This is a genomic window from Variovorax restrictus (assembly GCF_051216715.1).
Taxonomy (GTDB): Bacteria; Pseudomonadota; Gammaproteobacteria; order Burkholderiales; family Burkholderiaceae_C; genus Variovorax.
The window spans coordinates 402,780-420,563 of record NZ_JBPJZH010000002.1; the positions used below are offsets into that span (position 1 = coordinate 402,780).

The window sequence follows — 17,784 nt, forward strand, 5'->3', positions numbered from 1 at the left end:
GGCGACTGTGAACCGTCGCGCGCGTCCTCGCTGTCGGCGCAGGGCTCGACCCCGTGCGTCGTCGTCGCCCGCGCTACATCGACCAGATGCGCGGCGTGGCGCTGCGCAGCTGCCAGAGCTCGGCGCGCCACGCCTGCCACACCTGCCGCAGCAGCTGCATCGCGGGTTCGACGACCGGCGCCAGCACGCGCAGCACGACCACTTCGGCGTGCGGCGCGGTGGCGCCGGCACCGAGGACCAGCGGATGCGCTTCGGCCAATGCGCGTGCGATGTCGAGCAGCACGGCGCGGCGTGCCTTCGAGATCGGCGTGCCGGCCACGAAGAACAGCGACGCGATGCAGCGCTGGCCGGCCAGGCCGATGGGGCTCTGCAGCAGGCGCTGATCGGCCGCGTCGATGCGCCCGCGTTCGAGCCACACGCCCGGCACTTCGATGTGCTGCAACAGGCTTCCACGCTCGAAGGGCAAGCCGGCGTTCGGCAGGCCCAGAGCGGTCACGTCCCAGCCCAGCAGCTCGGCGCCGGGCGCGAGTTCCATCCGCAGGCGGTTTTCGGCCTGGCAGCCGCTGTAGCAGAGCGCTTCGAGCGGCAGCCACTCGAGGCGTGCGTCGGCCGCCAGCGTGATCTGCGTGCGCTGCACGGCGGCCTCGCCTTCGGAGCGATAGAAGCGCGTCGCGCCCGGCGTGGTGACCAGGCCATGGCTGCCGGCCGCGCCGGTGATGGTGATGTCGAGCGTGTCGCCGCCGACCAGGCCACCGGGCGGGTGCACCAGCACGTTGTGGCAAATCGCGTCGCCTTCGGGGTAGAGGCTTTGGAGGATGCGCAGCGGGCCGTCGTGTCGGAAGCGTGCGACGCTGCGTTGTTGTTCGGCGCTGTAGTCGAGCGCGAGTCGGGCGTGCCAGGGCATGCGGCGAGTCTATCGGCGGCGCAAGCTCAATCTTTCCAGGCGCCTTCGTGGGCCGCGCTCGCTTCGCCGATCAGCGCGGGCCCGATGCAGTCGATGGGGTGCGGCGAGGCGGCGAATACGTCGCGGCAGGACAGCTCGGCGTCGCGCTGGTCGCCACGGTCGCCCCGGAACAGGCGCAGGCGTTCGGCGTCGATGCCGAACACCACGCGGCCGATGTTGGCCCAGAAGATCGCACCCGCGCACATCACGCAGGGCTCGGCCGACGAGTAGAGGGTGGCGCCGGCCATCAGCTCGCGGCTGGGCCGCTTGTCGGCCAGTGCGCGGATCGCGGCGACTTCGGCATGGCCAGTGACGTCGCCGGTCTCGGCGCTGTTGCAGTAGGCCTCGGCCAGCACTTCGCCGTCGCCCGCGACGATGACCGCGCCGAAGGGCCGGTTGCCGCGCCGCCCGCCGGCATGGGACCAGAGGATGGCCTTGCGCAGATAGCGGCCGTCGCGCTCGTCCAGGGTGACTTCGATAGGGTGGGGAAGGATGTTCTTGGATTTCATGGCTTGGGGGGTGTCCATGCAGGACACATGCCAATGATGAGCCCGGCGCCGCACGCCGGCTGTGGGCCGACTGCTCCTTTGGAGGCGCAGCGCCTGCCGCGTGCGGCGCTACCATGGTTCCCCTTTCCAAGGAGTTCGACCATGGCCACCCGAGGCTTCACCGGACGACGCCCGAGCGCTGCTTTCGCGAGCCGCCTGCCGCCGGGGCAGTTCGAAACCGACGATTTTCCCGTCCTGTCCAAGGGGCCGACGCCGCGCGTCGACCTGGCCACCTGGCGCTTCACGCTCAGCGACGGGCCGAAGCCCTTGGCCAGCTGGAACTGGGACGAGTTCGAAGCGCTGCCGCACACCGTGTGGCAGGGCGACATCCACTGCGTGACCACCTGGTCGAAGTTCGACACGACCTGGGAAGGCGTCACCATCGACGACCTGCTGGCCGCCGCGGGCGTGTCGGCGCCCAGCGCCTACACGCTCGCCATCTCGCACGACGACTACGACACCAACGTGCCGGCGGCCGATCTGCTCGACGGCCGCGCGATGGTCGCCACCCGCTTCAACGGCGCACCGCTCGCGGTCGAGCACGGCGGGCCGGCGCGGCTGCTGGTGCCGCACCTGTACTTCTGGAAGAGCGCCAAGTGGATCAAGGGCCTGCGCTTCACGGCGCGCGACGAGGCCGGGTTCTGGGAGCTGCGGGGCTACCACCTGCGCGGCGATCCGTGGAAGCAGCAGCGCTACTCGGACGACCCGTGAGCGGCGCGGCACCGTCGGTCAGCCCTTCGCCGTGGCACGACGCGGTGGTCGAGCGCGTCGCCGTGCTCACGCCACGCATCGTCAGCGTCTTCCTGCGCGCGCCGCTGGCGCCGGGGCTGGCCGGCCAGCACCTGGTGGTGCGGCTCACCGCGCCCGACGGCTACGCCGCGCAGCGCAGCTATTCCGTCGCCTCCGCCCCGGGGGCGATGCCGGTCGAACTCGTCGTCGAGAAGCTCGAGGACGGCGAGGTGTCGCCCTTCTTCCACGAGGTGGTGGCGCCCGGCGACCATCTCGAGGTGCGCGGCCCGCTCGGCGGGCATTTCGTCTGGCGCCCGGCCGACGGCGGCCCGCTGCTGCTGGTGGGTGGCGGCTCAGGCGTCGCGCCGCTGATGGCGATGGTGCGGCAATGGCATGCGTCCGGTGCTGACGTCCCGTTGCTGCTGGTCGTGTCCGCGCGCACCTGGGACGAGCTGGCCTTCCGCGACGAGTTGATCGCGCTGCAGGCGCATGCGCCGCTGCTGCGCTTCATCGCCGTGACCACGCGCGATGCGGCCCACCGGCCGGGCGACCTCGTGCAGCGACTCGACAGCGCCGTGCTGCAGCGGCTGCTGGCCGAGTGGGGCCACGTGCCCCGCCATGTCTTCGTCTGCGGCGCCAACCGCTTCGTCGAGGCGGTCACCACCGGCCTGCTCGACGCGGCCGTGCCCGCCGATCGCATCCGCACCGAGCGCTATGGCGGCGCGGGCTGACCTTCTTCAACACACCCGGATCAACAGGAGACTTCGATGAGCATTTCAGTCCGCCGCGACAGCACCACAGGCACCCGCCACACCGTGCGCATCCGCAACGAGGCCTTCGCCGCCGACGTGACGCAGCCGGACGGGCAGGGCGCCGCCACGCCGCACGACCTGTACGACGCCTCGCTGGCGGCGTGCAAGGCGCTCACGGTGATGCTCTATGCGCAGCGCAAGAACATGCCGGTCGAAGACATCGAGGTGCTGGTCGACCGCGACGACAGCGAGGAGCGCAAGGGCGTCTACCGTCTCAAGACCTCGCTGCGCGTGACAGGTGCGCTCGACGAGGTGCAGCGCGCCGAGCTGCTGCGCGTGGCCGCCAAGTGCCCGGTTCACAAGCTCATGACCGAGACCACGACCGAGATCGAGACCGGCTGGGCTTGAATCCATCAGGCCGGCCGTCTTCCCGCGGGCGGCCACTGGCGCGCTGTGTGCAGCACGCGCAACACCTGCACCTGATCGGTCTTGATCGCGTAGATCAGGATGTAGCTGCGGTGAATGACAAGTTCACGGGTTTCCAGCACGCGACCCGGCTTGCCCATCTCGGGGAGGGTGACCAAGCGCGCAGCTTTCTGCGAAACCAACTCGTCCATCGCCAACGCTGCACTCGGGTTGTCGCCCGCGATGTAGTCGCGTATGGCACGTCGATCCTCCAGCGCCATCCGGGTCCACACCAGTTTCACGACTTGCGAGCGCGCGTGAGCCCGCGTCGCGTTTCGGCGCGCCAGGCGGTGGCCTCGGCTTCGACTTCCTCAGCCGGCAACAGATCACCAGCCTTGGCAGCATCGAGGCCCATCTCGACTTGGCGTCGAAACCAGGCGTCATGGTCGGCCGCCTCTTGCTGGCGTTGAACGAATTCCCGCATGAAGTCGCGCAGGAGCTGCGCGCCAGTACGGTCATTGGCCTTCGCGGCGTTGGAGAACTCCGCTTTCAGGCTTTCTTCGACTCGAAATGTGAAAGTGGCTTCGCTCATGGAGCAACTCCGATGTGTTACATGCGAAGTGCATCGTAGCACGACTTAGGCAGGCCGCGGCGCCGGTGCCACGCCGGGCGGCAGCGACGCCGCACTGACGCGGAACACATGCTGCTCGGGGTCGCTGAGCACGGCCTGCCATTGGCCGTAGTAGGTGGCGTACGGCGCCTTCAGCACCCGGCCACCGGCCGCCGCGGCTTCGCGCACCGCAACGTCGACCGCTTCGGGGGTGTCCAGCATGAAGGTCGCGTAGGCCGTCACCGGCGGCGTGGTCGCCGCATCGGGGGTGCGGTCTGCCAGGCCCAGCAGCGCATAGGCCGGGGCCGCGTTGAAGCCGAACTGCACGCCGTCGTTTTCCAATGCGCGGTAGATCGGTGAGCGGCTGTGCACGGCCTCCGGCCAGCCGAGCAGCCGCGCATAGAAGGCCATCTGCGTCTCGACATCGCGGCACAGCAGGTTGAACCAGAGCGTCATGCGACGCCTTCCAGGGCCGCCTGCTTCTGCAGCCCGTAGGTCTTGCGGTACATCTCCTCGAGGTGCTCGCCGGCCGTGCAGGGTGTGTAGCGCGGCGCTTCGTCGGCGGGCACGGTGCCAGGAACCGGCACGATGCGCGCGAGGTATTCGGGCTCGTAGAAGAAGGGGATGGAATAGCGCGCGGCGCCGCTCGAGAAGGTGTTGCGCACCCGGTGCGGGTTCGAGTGGTACAGCCCGTTGGTCCAGCGCGGGATCATGTCGCCGAGGTTCACGACGAAGGTGCCTTCCATCGGCGTGGCCGCGACCCAGCCGCCGTCGGGCATCTGCACCTCGAGGCCGCCGTGCGCGTCCTGCGCGAGGATGGTGACCGCGCCCCAGTCGGTGTGCGTGCCGGCGCCGAAGGTGCGGTCGTCCGCGCCCTCGGGGTGGGCCGGGTAGCGCACCATGCGCAGCGTGACCATCGGGTCGTGGCAGGCGGCGTCGAAGTAGTCCTCGGGCAGGTCCAGCGACAGCGCCATCAATTGCATCAGGCGCAGCGACAGGGCGTTCATCGCGTCGATGTAGGCCTCGCAATGCGCGCGCACGTCGGGCAGCTCTGCCGGCCATTGGCTGGGGCCATAGGTCTGGTAGCCGGCCTTCACGTAGGGGTGATCGGCCGGCCAGTCCATGCCGCAGTAGAAGCTCTCCTTGAGGTCGGGCTTCATCGCGGCGTCGAGCGTCTGCGCGCCCAGGCCTTCGTAGCCCCGCATGATCGGCGAGTGCTTGATCGACAACGCCTCGCGCCGCTCGATCGGCAGCGCCATGAGCCGCCGCGTGATGTCGAACTGGCGCTCGACCATCGCGGCGTCGATGCCGTGATGGCGCACGTAGAAGAAGCCGGACGCCATGGCCGCCGAGCGGAATTCGCGCGCCACTTCGGCGCTGCGCGGACCGCCGGGCACCAGGGCGCCGGTCAGGTCGAGGACCGGGATGCCCATGGTGCGTGACTCCTTCAGGCCTTCAGCTGGCGGTCGGTGGCCGACGGCAGGAACTTGTCGGAGAAGAAGTCCGCCACGGTCGGCGTGCTCTTGAGGCCGAAGGCCGCGACGGTCTCGTCGATGGTGGCCTGCAGACGCGCGGGCGTCGCCGCGCCCCAGCCGTTGGCGCGCACGTCGGCCGTCTTCATGGTGCCGTCGACGATGAGCTGCAGCCGCTCGGTCTCGATCTCCTGATTGGCCAGCGGCTCGCGGGTCTTGACGGCGGCGCCACCGGCCTTCGGGTCGGCGATGCACTCGATCCAGCCGCGCGTGGTGGCCTTCACGAAGGCGCGCATCACGTCGGCCTGTTCCATGCTCTTGGGGTTGGCGACCAGGCCGTTGCCGTACGACTTCATGCCGTAGTCGGAGAAGCGGAACACGGTGAGCTGCTCGGCGCCCATGCCGCGCGCCTTGAGGTTGAGCAGGCCGGTGAAATAGAAGTAGGCCGAGGCGTCGAAGTCGCCCTTCACGAAGCGCGTGTCGCCGATGTCGGGCGACACGTTCTCCCACTTCACGCCCGAGGGGTCGAAGCCCTGCGCCTTGGCAAAGACGGGGAACAGCTTGCGCGACGCGTTGAAGGGCTGGCCGAGGATGGTCTTGCCCGCCAGATCGCTCGGCTTCTTGATGGCGCCGTCCTTGCGCACGATGATCGAATTCGGGTTCAGGTCGTACTGGATCGCCACGGCCTTGAGCGCGGCCTGCGGGTTGGCGACGTTGAACTCGATCATCGACGACAGGTCGGCCGACGCCACGTCGTAGGCGCCGCTGCCGACCAGGCTGATGGCGGCCGTCGAACCGTTGCCGGTGTCGATGGCGACATCGAGGCCCGCATCCTTGTAGTAGCCGCGCTGGTGCGCCAGCAGGAAGCCGGCGCCGGAGGCCTCGACCTTCCAGCCGAGGTTGAACTTGAAGGGCTTGAGCGAGCCCTGGGCGCGAACGAAGGGCGTGGCGGCGACGAGCGCGCTGGCACCGGCGGCGCGCAGGAGGGAACGGCGTTGCATGGAATGCTTCCTTTGGGAGAACTGCGAATGAACGAGCAATTTCCGGGCGGACGGGCCGCTGAACGCTTCTACTCTGCGCTGGCGTTTGCATGATCCGTGCCATTCGATGCGCAGGCCGGCGAGGCCTGCGGTGCACCACGCGGTGGCACGCACGCCCCACCCAAGTTCGACTGCGCCACAGGGTCAAAGCGGAAGTCTTTGCCAGCGCCGCCGCGACGCGGCATCATCCGCACCCGAGAGTAGAAGCGTTCACCAGCCAGTCGCGTTGCGAGAAAACCTTCAGGGGTTGGCAGGAAATTGCTCTTGAAGTATTCAACTTTCAGGACCAAGACATGACCGCTGCAACGACCCCCGTCGACTACGACCTCGCCGAGCTCCACCGAGAAACGCGCATGGGCGCGATGGGCTCTCTCAACACGACGCGCGAGATTCGCCGCATCGACCTCTCCGACTTCGATGCGCGCAAGGCCGAGATCGCCGACCAGCTCTGGGACGCGGCGATCGACGTCGGCTTCTTCCAGCTCGTCAACCACGGCATCGACCTCGGCGAGATTCGCGGTGCCTTCGAGATGGCTGAGCGCTTCTTTGCGCTGCCCGAAAGCGTCAAGCGCCAGTACCCGCTGAAGAAGGCGCTCAACGCCGGCTGGGAAAGCCGCGCGCAGGTGCGGCCGTCCACCGGCACGCCCGACCAGAAGGAGAGCTACCAGATCACCCGACCGCACATGGGCGACCTCTTTCCCACCGACGAAGAGCTGCCGGGCTTCGTCGAGAAGATGCTGGGCTTCGAGCGCCAGAGCTGGGAGATCGCCATGCGCGTGCTCTCGTGCTTCGCCTACAAGCTAGGCTTCGACGACGCGTTCTTCACCCGCGCGCACGACCAGGGCAAGCCCAGCTATCAGAGCACGCTGCGTTTGCTGCATTACTACGCGATCCCGACGGAAGTGCAAGACAAGCTCGACCTGTGGCGCGCCGGTGCCCACACCGACTTCGACTGCCTCACGCTGCTGTACCAGCGCCAGGGTCAGGGCGGCCTCGAGGTCTGCCCCGGCAAGGAGATGGACGCGCAGGAGTGGACGCCGATCCCGCCCGACGGCGACGCCATCACCTGCAACATCGGCGACATGCTGATGCGCTGGAGCGACGACCAGCTGCCGAGCAACTTCCATCGCGTGAAGAACCCGCTGCCGGGCGAGTACATGGGTCCGCGCTACAGCATCGCCTTCTTCGCGCAGGCCAACCGCGACGCGATCATCGAAAGCCCCGGCAAGACGCATCCGCCGATCACGGCCGGCGACTTCCTGAACCAGCGCATCGCCGCGAACTTCAAGGCGTACTGAGCCGCAGCACCTGCCCGTCGCCGATGAAGGCTTCGCCGACCAGCAGGCGAAACGCGAGCCCCGGCTTCAGGCGCGACAGCGCCGCGTCGGGCGCCAAGAATTCCACCGGCAGCGTCTGCAGCGTGCCACGCCGGAACGACCGGCCCGGCCCGACCTGCCAGCGCACCGAGAAGCCTTCGTTGCCGATCACCAGCGCGCAGTGGTGCAGGCCCTCGGCGATCGGCATGTCCTCGGCCGGAACGCCGGCGGCGCGCAGGGTCAGTTCGACCCATGCGTGGGGCTCGAAGGGCGCGTCTTCGCGCAGCGGCGCAGCCGGTGCCTCAGCCATTGCAGCAGCGGCCTTCGTCAAGGCGCGCGCGGCGCGCATGCGGTTGACCAGCCAGGCAATGACGTTGCCGATGATCGGGATCCACAGCAGCATCAGCAACGTGCCGACATCGCGCTGCGTGCTGCCGGGCGCCGACAGCTGCCGCAAGGCCGCGCCACCGAGGGCGACGCACAGGAGGATGACGACGATGAGTCGACGGCGAGCTTGGATCTGGGTCAGGGATGGCATGGAGCGATGGTCACGGCGGGAGCCCGCACTGTAACCACCGCCGCCATCGTGGGCCGCGGAGGCCGCCTATTCGCCCTGCGAGCCCCGGTGCGCCCAGCCGGTGGTGCGCTTCTCGATCACGCTGAACAGCTCGTACATGCCCATCGCCATCGCCCCCACCACCATCAGGCCGGCGAAGGCCAGGCCCATCTGCATGGCGGAGCCGGCGGAGATGAGCAGGTAGCCGATGCCTTCGTTGGCGGCCGTCATCTCGCTCACCGTGGTGCCGACGAAGGCCAGCGTGATCGCGACCTTGAGCGACGCGAAGAAGTAGGGCATGGAGCGCGGCAGGCCGATCTTCATCAGCACGTCCCAGCGCTTGGCGCCAAGCACGCGCAGCACGTCTTCCAGCTCGGGCTCGAGCGTGGCGAGGCCGGTCGCGATGTTCACCATGATCGGGAAGAAGCTGATCAGAAAGGCCGTGAGGATGGCCGGCCCGACGCCGATGCCGAACCACACCACCAGGATCGGCACGAAGGCCGCCTTGGGCAGCGCGTTGAAGGCGGTCATCAGCGGGTACATCGCGGCGTACGCGAGGCGAGAGCTGCCGATGACGAAACCCAGCAGCACGCCCACCACGATCGCCAGGCCGAAGCCCGCCATCGTCACCCAGAAGGTGCGCCAGGCGTGTCCCGCGATGATGGTCTTGAACTCCCAGAACTGCTCCCAGATGCGCGAGGGGCTCGGGAAGATGAAGTCCGACACACCGAAGCCGCGGCAGACGATCTCCCACAGCAAGAGCACCGCGATCAGCAGGAACCAGGGCGACCAGCGCTCGATCTGCTTGCTGTTCTTCATCATGAGGCGGCTCCTGCGGCCGCGGTCTGCGCCTGGCTGATGCCGGTGTTCCGGATGGCGCCGATGTGGCCGCGCAGCTCGAGCACGATGTCGGTGAACTCCTTGGTGTAGGTCACTTCCAGCTCGCGCGGGCGCGGCAACTCGATCTCGCGCCTGACCACGAAGCGGCCGGGCGACTTGCTCATCACATAGACCGTGTCGGCCAGGAAGACGGACTCGCGCAGGTCGTGCGTCACCAGGATCACGTTGAACTGCTGCTCGGTCCAGAGGTCGCGCAGGATGCACCACAGCTCTTCGCGCGTGAAGGCATCGAGCGCGCCGAAGGGCTCGTCGAGCAGCAGCATCTTCGGCTCATGGATCAGCGCGCGGCAGATGCTCGCGCGCTGCTGCATGCCGCCGGAGAGCTGCCAGGGGAACTTGTCCTCATAGCCGGCGAGGCCGACCTTCTGGAGCAGCTTGCGCGCGCGCTCTTCGTACTCCTTGCGCTTGGCCTTGAAGTTCGAGCGGTAGGGCTCGACGATCTCCAGCGGCAGCAGCACGTTGTCGACCGTGGTGCGCCAGGGCAGCAGCGACGGCGCCTGGAAGGCCATGCCCGAGATCTTCAGCGGCCCGGTGACCGGCGCACCGTCGATGCGGATGCGGCCCATCGACGGCATCTTGAGCCCAGTCGTGAGCTTCATGAAGGTGGACTTGCCGCAGCCCGACGGGCCGACGATGGCGATGAACTCGCCGCGCTTGACCTTCAGGTCGATGGCTTCGACCGCAAAGTGGTTCTCGCGCAGCAGCTCCTCGTTGTAGGCGAGCCAGACGTCCTGGAAGTCGACGAAGGGCGCAGAGGCGGCAACGGCGCCTGACGTGTCGGTCATTACTTCTTCAGGATGTTGAGTTCGGCAGCGCTCGGGAGCATCGAGCCATTCCAGACGGCGTCGGGGTTCACGCGCGACTTGGTGTTGAACGCATCCGACACCTGCGATGCCATCAGCGACAGGCGGCCGGCATTGACGTTGCCGAAGCCTTCGGTCTTGGCGTCGGGGCTGTTGATCACGGTGTCGATGGCCAGTTGCAGGCGGCGCGTCTCGAGCTTCGAGTCGATGATGCCGTCGCGCGCCTTCACCGACTCGATCGCCACCGCCGGGTTGGCGATGACTTCCTTCGCGCCCTTGGCAAAGGCCGAGAGGAATTTCTTCACCGCTTCGGGGTTCTCCTTGATCATCTTCGGCGACGCGATGATCACGTTGCCGTAGAGCTTCACGCCGTAGTCGGGGTAGGGCAGCACCACGATGTCCGACGCCTTGGCGCCGCGGGCTTCGAGGTTGAGCAGCGAGGTGAAGGTGAAGCCGGTGATGGCGTCGATGTCGCCGCGCATCAGCATGGTCTCGCGCAGCGTCGGATCCATGGCGGTCCATTGCACCGCACCGATATTGTTGGCCTTGGCGAAGATCGGGAAGGCGCGGCGGCCAGCGTCGAACACCGGGGCGCCCAGCTTCTTGCCGGTCAGGTCGGCCGGCTTGGTGATGCCGCTCTTCTTGAGCGTCATGACCGAGGCCGGCGTGTTGTTGTAGACCATCATCACCGCCACCGGCTTGTTGGGCGCATCGGGGTTGTTGGCGTGGAATTCCATCAGCGCGGCCAGGTCGGCGAAGCCCATCTCGTAGGCGCCCGAGGCCACGCGCGTGACCGTGCCACCCGAGCCGTTGCCCGCATCGACAGCCACGTCGAGCCCGGCGGCCTTGAAGTAGCCCTTGGCGGCGGGGTGCGTGAAGAGGGCGGCGGGGCCTTCGAAGCGCCAGTCGAGCTGGAACTTGATCGGGGTCTGGGCCTGCGCAGCGCTCACGCCGAAGCAAAGCGCCGAGGCGGCGAGGAAGGACTGGAGCAGGTGGCGCTTGTTCATGAGGGTGGTCTCTTGCAATGGAATGTCACCGATTGAAGCAATATCGGTGCCTGCACGCCATTGGTGCGAACCTTCATTTCGCGCCATTCCGGTGCGTTCCCGATGCGCCTGCGACAACGCCCCGGACGGCGCACCGAACCGGGGCGTTGGCGGCCGAGGCGTTACTTCTGGATGGCGGCCTGGGCCACGGCCAGCGCCGTCATGTTGAGCACCCGGCGCACCGTGGCCGACGGCGTCAGGATGTGTGCCGCGGCCGAGGCGCCGAGCAGGATCGGGCCCACGGTGATGCCGTTGCCACCGGTCATCTTCAGGACGTTGAACAGGATGTTCGCCGCGTCGAGGTTCGGGCAGATCAGCAGGTTCGCTTCGCCCGTGAGCGAGCTGGTGGGCAGCGACTGGCGGCGGATGTCTTCGGACAGCGCGCTGTCGCCCTGCATCTCGCCGTCGCATTCGACGTCGGGCGCCAGTTGCGCGAAGAGGTCGCGCGCGATGCGCATCTTGCGGGCGGAGCCACGCTCGGAGGTGCCGAAGTTCGAATGCGACAGGAAGGCGACCTTGGGCGGCAGGCCGAAGCGCCGCACTTCCTCGGAAGCCATGAGCGCGATGTGCGCCAGCTGCTCGGCCGTCGGGTCTTCGTGCACGCTGGTGTCGGCAATGAAGAGGGTGTACTTCTCCAGCGTCAGCGCGTTCATGGTCGCGAAGCCCGGCGCACCGCGCTGCACGCCCAGCAGCTGGCCGAGGATCTTCAGGTGGCTGTCGAAACGGCCGACCAGCCCGCACAGCATCGCGTCGGCGTCGCCCAGGTGCACCATCAGCGCGGCGATGCTGGTGTTCGAGCGGCGCACCATGCTCTTGGCGGCTTCGGGCGTGATGCCGCGGCGGCCCATGAGCTGGTGGTACGCCTCCCAGTACTGGCGGAAGCGGGCGTCGTTCTCGGGGTCGACCACGTCGGCATCGACCTCCAGGCGCAGGTGCAGGCCGGCCTTCTTGATGCGCGCTTCGATCACGGCCGGGCGGCCGATCAGGATCGGCCGTGCCAAGCCTTCGTCGACCGCCTGCTGGGCGGCGCGCAGCACGCGGTCGTCCTCGCCCTCGGCGTAGGCCACGCGCTTCTTCGTCGCGGCCTTGGCGGCGGTGAAGACAGGGCGCATGAACATGCCGGTCTGGTAGACGAAGCGCGTGAGGTGCTGGCGGTAGGCGTCCAGGTCTTCAATGGGGCGCGCGGCCACGCCCGAGGCAGCCGCGGCCTTGGCCACGGCGGGGGCGATGCGCAGGATCAGGCGCGAGTCGAAGGGCTTGGGAATCAGGTAGTCGGGGCCGAAGCTCAGTTCCTGGCCGGCATACGCCGTGGCCACTTCCTCACTGATGTCGGCCTTGGTCAGCTCGGCGATCTCGCGCACGCAGGCGAGCTTCATCTCCTCGGTGATCTTGCTGGCGCCGCAGTCGAGCGCGCCACGGAAGATGTACGGGAAGCACAGCACGTTGTTGACCTGGTTCGGGTAGTCCGAACGGCCCGTGGCGATGATGCAGTCCGGGCGCACGGCCTTGGCCAGTTCGGGGCGGATCTCCGGCTCGGGGTTGGCCAGCGCCAGCAGGATGGGCTGCGTGCCCATGCTCTTGACCATGTCCTGCGTGACCACGCCCGGTGCCGAGCAGCCGAGGAAGACGTCGGCGTTCTTCATCACGTCGGCCAGCGTGCGGTCGCCGTTGTCCTTCTGCGCGTAGCGCGACTTCGATTCGTCGAAGCCGCCCGGCCGGCCCATGTAGATCAGGCCCTTGGAGTCGACCGCGAAGATGTTGGCGGGCTTGGCGCCCAGGCCGACCATCACGTCGAGGCAGGCGATGGCGGCGGCGCCAGCGCCCGAGACCGCGATCTTCACGTCTTCGATCTTCTTGTTGACCAGCTCCAGGCCGTTGATGAGCGCGGCGGCCGAGATGATGGCGGTGCCGTGCTGGTCGTCATGGAACACCGGGATGTTCATGCGCTCGCGCAGCTTCTTCTCGATGTAGAAGCACTCGGGCGCCTTGATGTCCTCGAGGTTGATGCCGCCCAGCGTGGGCTCCAGCGCCGCGATGATCTCGACCAGCTTATCGGGGTCGTTCTCGGCGAGCTCGATGTCGAACACGTCGATGCCCGCGAACTTCTTGAACAAGCCGCCCTTGCCCTCCATCACCGGCTTGGCGGCCAGCGGGCCGATGTTGCCCAGGCCCAGCACCGCGGTGCCGTTGGTGACCACGCCGACCAGGTTGCCGCGTGCGGTGAACTCGGCCGCCAGGCTCGGGTCGGCCTGGATGTCGAGGCAGGGGTAGGCCACGCCGGGCGAGTAGGCCAGCGACAGGTCGCGCTGGTTCAGCAGCGGCTTGGTCGGCGTGACGGAAATCTTGCCGCGAACAGGGCTGCGGTGGTACTCGCGTGCGGCTTCGCGCAGCGCTTCTTCGGCGGGGGACAGTTTGCTGGCCATGGGGCTCTCCGTTCGATGTCGCAAAAAACAGAACGAAAGGCTACCGCAAAGGTGAGTTCTCCTGCAGCGGGTACCCACGGAGGCCGTCAGCGTTGCTCCCGGCACGCGCGTCACATGGGCGGCGCGTTGTCCTTGTCGCCAGGGGCGTCGGCCGTTTCATTCGACGTCGCGAACAGACTCCACGCCGCCATGAACAAGGCGGCCACCACCGGCCCGATCACGAAGCCGTTGATGCCGAAGAGCGCCATGCCGCCGATGGTCGAGATCAGCACGACGTAGTCGGGCATCTGGGTGTCCTTGCCGACCAGCAGCGGGCGCAGGATGTTGTCGATCAGGCCGATCACGAAGACGCCGACGAAGACCAGGCCGAGGCCCTTGGCGATCGCGCCGGTGGCCAGGAAGTAAATGGCCACGGGTGCCCAGATCAGCGCCGCCCCCACGGCGGGCAGCAGCGACAGAAAGGCCATCACCACGCCCCACAGCAGCGCGCCCTGTACGCCGAGCACCGCGAGGGCGATGCCGCCGATGGTGCCCTGCACGGCAGCGACCACCACATTGCCCTTGACGGTCGCCCGGATCACGGTGGTGAACTTGTTGAGCAGATAGTGGGTGTGCGGACGCGCCAGTGGCAGCGCTTCGCGGATCGTCTTGGACAGGTCGGCCCCGTCGCGCAGCAGGAAGAACAGCAGGTAGAGCATCACGAAGAAGCTCACCACGAAGTCGAAAGTGTTCTGGCCGATGCTCAGCGCCTGCTGGGCGATCATCTGCGAGCCTTGCGCGGCGGTGTCGGTCAGCTTGGACAGCAGGCCTTCCAGGTTGCCCAGCCCGAAGCGATCGAGCAGGTTGAGCAGCGGCCGGGGCAGCGCACTGACGACCTGCTGGAAGTAGGTGACGAAGTTGAGGTCGCCCGTGCGGATGCGTTGCGTGACGGTCGCCACGTCCTGCACCAGCGACGCGGCGATCATCGACAACGGCAGGAAAACGATCACCAGGCAGATTGCCAGGGTGGCCAGGGCCGCCAGCGTGCGCCGCTGCTTGCCCATCTTTGCCAGCAGCCGTTTGTAGAGCGGGTTGAAGAGGATGGCCAGGGCCACACCCCACAGCACCGCGCCGCCGAAGGGCAGCAGGATCCAGAAGAAGGCGACCGTGACGGCCGCCAGCAGGAAAAGGAAAAAACCGCGCTGGAGTGGGGGGGAGATCATGAGCGCCCCGACTTTAGCCGAGGCGCGGCCTGCCGCCTTGCACGCGCCGCCGTCGCAGCGTCAGCGCGAGGCGCATGTGGTCGTGGGCGGGAGGCGCGCCCCTGCGGTCAATGCGTCGCGGGCACCGACGGCGGGAATTCGTTGACATCGTCAGCAGCCAGCCGACCGTCGAGCACCGCGTGCGCGCGTTCCCGGTCGATGTCGCCTTCCCAGGCAGCGATGGCCACGGTGGCGACACAGTTGCCGATCAGGTTGCCCAGCGCACGGGCGATGCCCATGAACCAGTCGACCGACAGCACCAGCACCAGGCCGATGGCCGGGATCGCCGGGATGGCGTGCAGCGTCGCCGCCAGCACCACGATGGCCGAACCCGGCACGCCGTGGGCACCCTTGGAGGTGACCAGCGCGATCGCCAGGATCGTGAGCAGGTCGGACATGCTGATCGGCGTGTTGGTGGCTTGTGCGATGAACACCGCCGCCAGCGTGATGTAGATCGAGAAGGCGTCGAGGTTGAACGAATAGCCGGTCGGGATCACCAGGCCGACCGTGGAGTCGCGCACGCCCATGCGTCGAAGCTTGGCCATGATCTGCGGCAGCACGCTGTCCGAGGAGGTGGTGGCGAAGACGATGGCGAGCTCCTCGCGCAGGTAGCGCAGCAGCTTGATCAGGCTGAAGCCGGACAGGCGCATGACCAGCCCCAGGACGCCGAACACGAAGATGAGCACCGACGCGTAGTACAGCGCCACCAGCATGCCCAGCTGCTTGAGCGAACCGATGCCGTACTTGCCGACGGTGAAGGCGATGGCCCCCAGTACGCCGAGCGGGGCCAGCTTGATGATGATTCCCATGATTTTGAAGAGCACCAGCGACATGGTGTCGATCACCACCGCCACGGGCTTGCCCAGATCGCCCAGCAGGGCCAGGGCGCAGCCGAAGAGCACGGCGAAAAGCAGCACCTGCAGCACGTCGCCGGTGGCGAAGGCCTGCACCACGGTGTTGGGGATGAGCTTCATGAGGAACTCGACCGTGCCGCCGCTGGTGAGCTTGTCGGCGTTCGATGCGTAGGCGCTCATGGCCGACGGATCGAGCAGCTTTGGGTCGACGTTCATGCCGACGCCCGGCTTGAAGACGAAGGCCAGGACCAGGCCCAGCACCAGGGCCAGGGTGGTGAGCACCTCGAAGTAGATCAACGCCTTGATGCCGACCCGGCCGACGCGCTTGAGGTCGCCTGCGCCGGCGATGCCGTGCACCACGACGCAGAACACCAGCACCGGAATGATCATCTTGATCAGTTTGATGAAGCCGTCGCCCAGCGGCTTGAGCTTGGCGGCGAAGTCGGGAACCGTCAGCCCCAGAACGACGCCGAGGACGAGGGCGATGACGACCTGCCCGAACAGAGATTTCGCAAAGCGAACCATGGTGTGACACTCCCTACTGTTGTTTGAATACAAGAAACGCGCGTTCTTGTATGCAAGCAATGTGCCACTGCATGGCGCGCCCGACGTTCGGGAGTTCCCCGGGGTGGTGCGTCGCGTCGCGCCGCGAGGCCAGGCACCGGCCCCGGTGCAGCGCCGCCGCGATGCAGGCGGCTCAGGTGCGGCGCGCCATGCGCATCGAAGCCAGATAGATGAGCGCACCCGCGACCGCACCGATGACCCAGCCGAAGTTGTTCTCCGGCAGCACCTTGAGCAACTGCGTGCACAGTTCCCAGCCGATCGAGAGGATGCTGGCCAGGATCAGCGCCGTCACGCCGACCTTGTTCCAGCCGCCATCGTAGTGGTAGCGCCCACCGGGGGCCATGGAGTACAGGTCATCGACATGCACGACCTGCTTCTTGAGCAGGTAGAAGTCGGCCACCATCACGCCGAAGAGCGGCGCCAGCACCGCGCCGAAGACGCTCACGAAGATGGTGATCGCCTTCGGGCTGTCGACGAAGATCCAGGGACACACCAGCACCGCCAGCACCGAGGTGATCAGGCCGCCGCGCTTGAAGTCCACGTGCTTGGGGAAGAGGTTGGCGAAGTCGTAGGCCGGCGAGACGAAGTTGGCCACGATGTTGATGCCCATCGTCGCGATGATGAAGGTGACGCTGCCCAGCACCACGGCCCACTTGTTGTCGATCTTCGAGACGATCTCGATCGGGTCCATGACCATGTGGCCGAACACCTTGGCGCTGCCGGCGGTGACCACCACCACGATGATCGCGAACAGGATGAAGTTGACCGGCAGGCCCAGGAAGTTGCCCACCTTCATGTCGCGCTCTGTCTTGGCGTAGCGCGAGAAGTCGCCGAAGTTCAGCAGCAACGCGGCGAAGTAGCTCACGACCAGCAGGATCGCGCTGCCCATGGCGATGAAGGACTCGGCGCCCGTGAGCACCTTGTCGCTGAGCGAGAGGTCGAGCGAATCCCAGCCGGCCTTCCAGAGGATCCACCCCATCAGCAGGAACATGACGACGTAGACGGCCGGGCCGCAGAAGTCGATGAACTTGCGGATCGCTTCCATGCCGCGCTGGAAGATCAGCAACTGGAAGATCCACATGAAGAAGAAGCAGCCCCAGCCCAGCAGGTCGAGGCGCAGGACCGTGGTGGCCTGCAACGCAGCCGCGCCGGGGAAGAACACCAGCACCAGCGTGGCCACGGCCTTGGAGGCGAAGTAGGTCTGCACGCCGTACCAGACGACACCTACGACGCCGCGGATCAACGCGGCGAAGTTGGCGCCCATCACGCCCATGCTCACCCGCGCCATCACGGGGTAGGGGATGCCGTGCTGCTGGCTCGGCTTGCCGATCCAGTTCATCAGCACGTTGACGATCGAGATGCCGATCACCAGGGCGGCGAGCACCTGCCAGCCCGTCAGGCCCAGCAGGAAGAGGCTGGCCGCGAAGGTGTAGCCGCCGACGCTGTGAACGTCGGACATCCACATCGCGAAAACACTGTACGAAGACCAGGTCTTCTTGTCGCCCGTGACCGGTGCGAGATCCTCGTTGATGAGGCGCAGATCTGAGCCCGCGACCCCATGATGCCCTTGTTGCATGGCTTC

At 67.3% G+C, this 17,784-nt stretch carries 19 protein-coding genes; 4 read left to right on the forward strand and 15 right to left on the reverse strand.

Going from position 1 to position 17,784, the window contains the following annotated elements:
• Nucleotides 1-73 precede the first annotated feature (73 nt).
• Together ACSFA0_RS16495 and ACSFA0_RS16500 are read right to left on the reverse strand one after the other, a co-directional pair.
• Complete coding sequence (locus tag ACSFA0_RS16495) at nt 74-904, reverse strand: urease accessory protein UreD (protein ID WP_435451349.1); 831 nt, start codon at nt 902-904, stop codon at nt 74-76.
• 26 nt (nt 905-930) lie between these two features.
• A complete protein-coding gene (locus ACSFA0_RS16500) occupies nt 931-1,470 on the reverse strand; it encodes a nucleoside deaminase (RefSeq protein ID WP_435451350.1) in 540 nt (179 codons plus the stop codon).
• Between the two features lie 123 nt (nt 1,471-1,593).
• Here ACSFA0_RS16500 and ACSFA0_RS16505 point away from each other — a divergent pair, with 123 nt between their 5' ends.
• Genes ACSFA0_RS16505 through ACSFA0_RS16515 form a run of 3 tightly spaced genes read left to right on the forward strand, consistent with a single transcriptional unit; the run spans nt 1,594 to nt 3,380 of the window.
• A complete protein-coding gene (locus ACSFA0_RS16505; protein WP_435451351.1) occupies nt 1,594-2,202 on the forward strand; it encodes a sulfite oxidase-like oxidoreductase in 609 nt (202 codons plus the stop codon).
• Complete coding sequence (locus ACSFA0_RS16510) at nt 2,199-2,951, forward strand: FAD-binding oxidoreductase (protein WP_435451352.1); 753 nt, start codon at nt 2,199-2,201, stop codon at nt 2,949-2,951. The genes ACSFA0_RS16505 and ACSFA0_RS16510 overlap by 4 nt, the downstream gene beginning before the upstream one ends.
• 36 nt (nt 2,952-2,987) lie before the next feature.
• Entirely contained in the window at nt 2,988-3,380 is a 393-nt protein-coding gene (locus ACSFA0_RS16515) for an OsmC family protein (RefSeq protein ID WP_435451353.1), read from the forward strand.
• Between the two features lie 5 nt (nt 3,381-3,385).
• Here the strand turns inward: ACSFA0_RS16515 and ACSFA0_RS16520 are convergent, their stop codons facing one another.
• Genes ACSFA0_RS16520 through ACSFA0_RS16540 form a run of 5 tightly spaced genes read right to left on the reverse strand, consistent with a single transcriptional unit; the run spans nt 3,386 to nt 6,460 of the window.
• Nucleotides 3,386-3,679: a type II toxin-antitoxin system RelE/ParE family toxin gene (locus ACSFA0_RS16520; RefSeq protein WP_435451354.1), complete on the reverse strand. Its 294-nt coding sequence runs from the start codon at nt 3,677-3,679 to the stop codon at nt 3,386-3,388.
• Nucleotides 3,676-3,969, reverse strand: a complete 294-nt coding sequence (locus ACSFA0_RS16525) for a CopG family ribbon-helix-helix protein (RefSeq protein WP_435451355.1) — start codon at nt 3,967-3,969, stop codon at nt 3,676-3,678. The genes ACSFA0_RS16520 and ACSFA0_RS16525 overlap by 4 nt, the downstream gene beginning before the upstream one ends.
• A 45-nt stretch (nt 3,970-4,014) precedes the next feature.
• A complete protein-coding gene (locus tag ACSFA0_RS16530) occupies nt 4,015-4,443 on the reverse strand; it encodes a VOC family protein (protein ID WP_435451356.1) in 429 nt (142 codons plus the stop codon).
• Nucleotides 4,440-5,420: an isopenicillin N synthase family dioxygenase gene (locus ACSFA0_RS16535; protein WP_435451357.1), complete on the reverse strand. Its 981-nt coding sequence runs from the start codon at nt 5,418-5,420 to the stop codon at nt 4,440-4,442. The genes ACSFA0_RS16530 and ACSFA0_RS16535 overlap by 4 nt, the downstream gene beginning before the upstream one ends.
• A 14-nt stretch (nt 5,421-5,434) precedes the next feature.
• Nucleotides 5,435-6,460, reverse strand: a complete 1,026-nt coding sequence (locus ACSFA0_RS16540) for an ABC transporter substrate-binding protein (protein WP_435451358.1) — start codon at nt 6,458-6,460, stop codon at nt 5,435-5,437.
• 332 nt (nt 6,461-6,792) lie between these two features.
• Between ACSFA0_RS16540 and ACSFA0_RS16545 the strand changes: the two genes are divergently transcribed.
• Nucleotides 6,793-7,797: an isopenicillin N synthase family dioxygenase gene (locus ACSFA0_RS16545; RefSeq protein WP_435451359.1), complete on the forward strand. Its 1,005-nt coding sequence runs from the start codon at nt 6,793-6,795 to the stop codon at nt 7,795-7,797.
• Here the strand turns inward: ACSFA0_RS16545 and ACSFA0_RS16550 are convergent.
• The 8 genes from ACSFA0_RS16550 to ACSFA0_RS16585 form a co-directional block, all read right to left on the reverse strand.
• Complete coding sequence (locus tag ACSFA0_RS16550; RefSeq protein WP_435451360.1) at nt 7,784-8,353, reverse strand: hypothetical protein; 570 nt, start codon at nt 8,351-8,353, stop codon at nt 7,784-7,786. The genes ACSFA0_RS16545 and ACSFA0_RS16550 overlap by 14 nt on opposite strands.
• Nucleotides 8,354-8,419: 66 nt before the next feature.
• On the reverse strand, nt 8,420-9,190 hold the full coding sequence (locus ACSFA0_RS16555) for an ABC transporter permease (protein WP_286644604.1): 771 nt from the start codon (nt 9,188-9,190) through the stop codon (nt 8,420-8,422).
• Nucleotides 9,190-10,056 carry an ABC transporter ATP-binding protein gene (locus ACSFA0_RS16560; RefSeq protein WP_435451361.1) on the reverse strand — a complete coding sequence of 289 codons (867 nt, stop codon included), beginning with the start codon at nt 10,054-10,056 and terminating at the stop codon, nt 9,190-9,192. Before ACSFA0_RS16560 ends, ACSFA0_RS16555 begins: the two co-directional genes overlap by 1 nt.
• On the reverse strand, nt 10,056-11,081 hold the full coding sequence (locus ACSFA0_RS16565; RefSeq protein ID WP_435451362.1) for an ABC transporter substrate-binding protein: 1,026 nt from the start codon (nt 11,079-11,081) through the stop codon (nt 10,056-10,058). The genes ACSFA0_RS16560 and ACSFA0_RS16565 overlap by 1 nt, the downstream gene beginning before the upstream one ends.
• A gap of 161 nt (nt 11,082-11,242) precedes the next feature.
• Nucleotides 11,243-13,543, reverse strand: a complete 2,301-nt coding sequence (locus tag ACSFA0_RS16570; protein ID WP_435451363.1) for an NADP-dependent malic enzyme — start codon at nt 13,541-13,543, stop codon at nt 11,243-11,245.
• 110 nt (nt 13,544-13,653) lie between these two features.
• A complete protein-coding gene (locus ACSFA0_RS16575) occupies nt 13,654-14,745 on the reverse strand; it encodes an AI-2E family transporter (protein ID WP_435451364.1) in 1,092 nt (363 codons plus the stop codon).
• A gap of 107 nt (nt 14,746-14,852) precedes the next feature.
• Nucleotides 14,853-16,163, reverse strand: a complete 1,311-nt coding sequence (locus tag ACSFA0_RS16580) for a C4-dicarboxylate transporter DctA (protein ID WP_435451365.1) — start codon at nt 16,161-16,163, stop codon at nt 14,853-14,855.
• Between the two features lie 172 nt (nt 16,164-16,335).
• Entirely contained in the window at nt 16,336-17,778 is a 1,443-nt protein-coding gene (locus ACSFA0_RS16585) for an NCS1 family nucleobase:cation symporter-1 (protein WP_435451366.1), read from the reverse strand.
• Nucleotides 17,779-17,784: the final 6 nt, after the last annotated feature.